The sequence below is a fragment of the Streptomyces sp. MnatMP-M17 genome, assembly GCF_900091995.1.
Lineage (GTDB): Bacteria > Actinomycetota > Actinomycetes > Streptomycetales > Streptomycetaceae > Streptomyces.
In genome coordinates, this window is record NZ_FMDK01000887.1 from 1 (window position 1) to 2,638 (window position 2,638).

Annotated in this window: 3 protein-coding genes and 1 pseudogene; all 4 read right to left on the reverse strand. The window is 71.9% G+C overall.

From position 1 onward, the window contains the following. Positions 1-91 precede the first annotated feature (91 nt). Complete coding sequence (trpC, locus tag GA0115259_RS32755; RefSeq protein ID WP_093603684.1) at positions 92-901, reverse strand: indole-3-glycerol phosphate synthase TrpC; 810 nt, start codon at positions 899-901, stop codon at positions 92-94. A 147-nt stretch (positions 902-1,048) separates the two neighbouring features. Beyond that, positions 1,049-1,564: a DUF2752 domain-containing protein gene (locus GA0115259_RS32760; protein ID WP_093603686.1), complete on the reverse strand. Its 516-nt coding sequence runs from the start codon at positions 1,562-1,564 to the stop codon at positions 1,049-1,051. 154 nt (positions 1,565-1,718) lie between these two features. Continuing rightward, a pseudogene (locus GA0115259_RS32765) lies at positions 1,719-1,967 on the reverse strand (HGxxPAAW family protein); the annotation flags it as partial. Between the two features lie 144 nt (positions 1,968-2,111). Next, a partial coding sequence (locus GA0115259_RS32770; RefSeq protein ID WP_093603688.1) for a TIGR02234 family membrane protein occupies positions 2,112-2,638 on the reverse strand: 527 nt, incomplete at its 5' end.

Consider the following 2,638-nt stretch of genomic DNA (forward strand, 5'->3'; position numbering starts at 1 on the left):
CCGGCGCGCGGCAGCCGCGCGGGCGGCAGCCACGCGCCAGCGCCGCGTGCGGCGTGTGCGGTACGGGAACGGCGACGGCGTTCACAGCAAGTCAGTCCCTCCCGTGCCGCAGCGCCGGGTGGGCGCCCGCGGCGACGAGGTCGGCGACCGCGGACTTCGGGTCACGCCCGGTCACCAGCGACTCACCGACCAGTACGGCGTCGGCGCCGGCATTGGCGTACGCGATCAGATCGTGCGGCCCGCGCACTCCGGATTCGGCGATCTTCACAATGCCGGCCGGAATCTCGGGAGCGACGCGCTCGAAAGTGCCTCGGTCGACCGCCAGTGTCTTCAGATCGCGCGCGTTGACACCGATGATCCGCGCGCCCGCGTCCACGGCCCGCTCGACCTCCTCCTCGTCGTGCACCTCGACCAGCGGTGTGAGCCCGATCGATTCGGCCCGCTCGATCAGCGAGACCAGCGCCGGCTGGTCGAGCGCGGAGACGATCAGCAGCACCAGATCGGCGCCGTACGCACGCGCCTCCCAGAGCTGGTAGGAGGTGACGATGAAGTCCTTGCGCAGGACCGGGATGTCGACCTTGGCCCGTACGGCCTCCAGATCGGCCAGCGAGCCGCCGAAGCGCCGCTGCTCGGTCAGTACGGAGATGACGGCCGCGCCGCCCGCCTCGTAATCGGCGGCGAGCCCCGCCGGATCCGCGATCGCGGCCAGCGCGCCCTTGGACGGGCTGGAGCGCTTGACCTCGCAGATCACCTGGACGGATTCGCCGCGCAGCGCGGCCACTCCGTCCTTGGCCTCGGGTGCCCTGGCCGCGCGCTGTTTCAGCTCATCGAGGCCGACGCGCGCCTGCCGCTCTGCGAGGTCGGCGCGGACGCCTTCGATGATCTCGTCGAGCACACTCACGCGAGGGGCCCCCTTTCCTGGACGGGTCTGGATCGGTCTGGGCCGGTACTGGTCCGGTAATGAGATCAGGATCAGCCATATCGATGCTATCCGGAAGTGACCGAAGGCTCCGCATCCGGTTGGCCGAGCATGCCACTGCCTGGGCATTCATGGTGCGAGCGACGAGCCGAAGGGCAGATTTCTGATGACTGTGAAGACCAGGATCACCGCGCCCAGCGCCCACCACCAGACAGGCCCGAGAGTGATCCGTACCGGCATGCCTCTCCCGGCCCGTACCACCCAGACCGTCCACACCACGGCGAAGACCGCGTAGCCGAGGACCGCGAGGGCATTGGCGCCGAGGGCGGTGACGGGATCGCCGTGCGCGATGGCGTAGGCACTGCGCAGTCCGCCGCAGGCCGGGCAGTAGAGCCCGGTCAGCCAGTAGAGCGGGCAGACCGGGTAGTGGCCTGTTTCATTCGGGTCGACCAGACCGACATAGGTCCAGGCCGAGGCGATCCCGGCGAGGACGCCGAGCGGCGGAAGAACGCGCCGTACGAACGAGCGCCGTACGAACAAGGCCGGGGCCTGTCCCGGCGCGAGGGCGGGCACGCCGGAGGGCGCCCGGGACGGGTCGTGTGCGGAGGTCGGCATCGCGTCCACCCGGTGATTGTCGCCGCTCATACGGAAGGACGCAGCCCGGCCGTGCCGGACTGCGTCGGGGTGCGGAGCGCCGGCCCGGTCAGGCGGTCTGCGTCTGGGGCTCGCTCGTCGCCTCGGCCTTCGCCTCGGCCTTCACGGTCGCGCCCGCCACCTGGACCGGCGCCTGCGCCTGGACCTGCGGCTTTCCGGCGAGCTGCCTGGCCCGCACCAGCTCCTCGGACTCCTTGGGCGTGCCCAGACCCGCGGCCTTCATCGCCAGACCGACGACACCGCCGAGCAGGATGAGACCCATACCGGCCCAGAAACCGGGCGCGTTCGCCGCCACCATGAAGACTCCGGCGACACAGAAGCCGACGAAGGAGATGATGGAACCGGTCCAGGCCGCCGGGGTGTGTCCGTGTCCGTGCTGGCTGCTGCCCGCCATAAGTTGCTCCTCGTTCCTGTTGCCCTGTCGCGCGCCGCGTGGGTCCGCGCCGACGGTGTGGGTCTGCGCTGGGTGAGCCGGACGCTCATCGGCCATTGTCCCGCATCGGATTCCCGTTCGGCCCCGGGGGTCGGGCGGTGTGGCTCAGCTCTCGCGCCCGGTGTCCTCGCGCGTCGGGTCCTCGCCGCGGTCCAGCGCCTTCCACAGGTCCTCGGGACGGTCCGGGTCCACGACGGGCGTACGCCGGGCACCGCGCCCGGAGGCCGCGCCCGCGCCGGAGCCCGTCGCGCCGGGCCGTTCGTACCGCCCGGACATCGCGGGCCACTGGCTGCCGTACAGCACCGCGAGCGCTCCGGCGAGCAGGATCAGCACACCGCCGGCCGTGGTCACATAAGGCCAGGCGGTGTGGCTCAGCGCGTCCACCGTCGCGGCGGTGTCACCGGTGGTCCTGGCGGCCAGTTCGTCCAGTGCCGAGCTGTCCGAGGCGCCGAGGAACGCGGCGAGGGCCGCTCCGGCGCCGCTCAGCGCCAGCAGGGCGGAGACCAGCAGCCGTCCGGCCCTGCGGACGGCGAAGACGGCGACGAGCGCCGCGAGACCGACGACGGCGAGGGCGGCGGGCACGCCCGTCACATCACGGCCGTCGGCGTCGAGCGGTATGGAACCGCCGCCGA

Excerpts from the sequence above, each read along its gene's own strand:
- GA0115259_RS32760 (WP_093603686.1), bottom strand. The coding sequence starts at position 1,564 with ATGAGCGGCGACAATCACCGGGTGGACGCGATGCCGACCTCCGCACAC.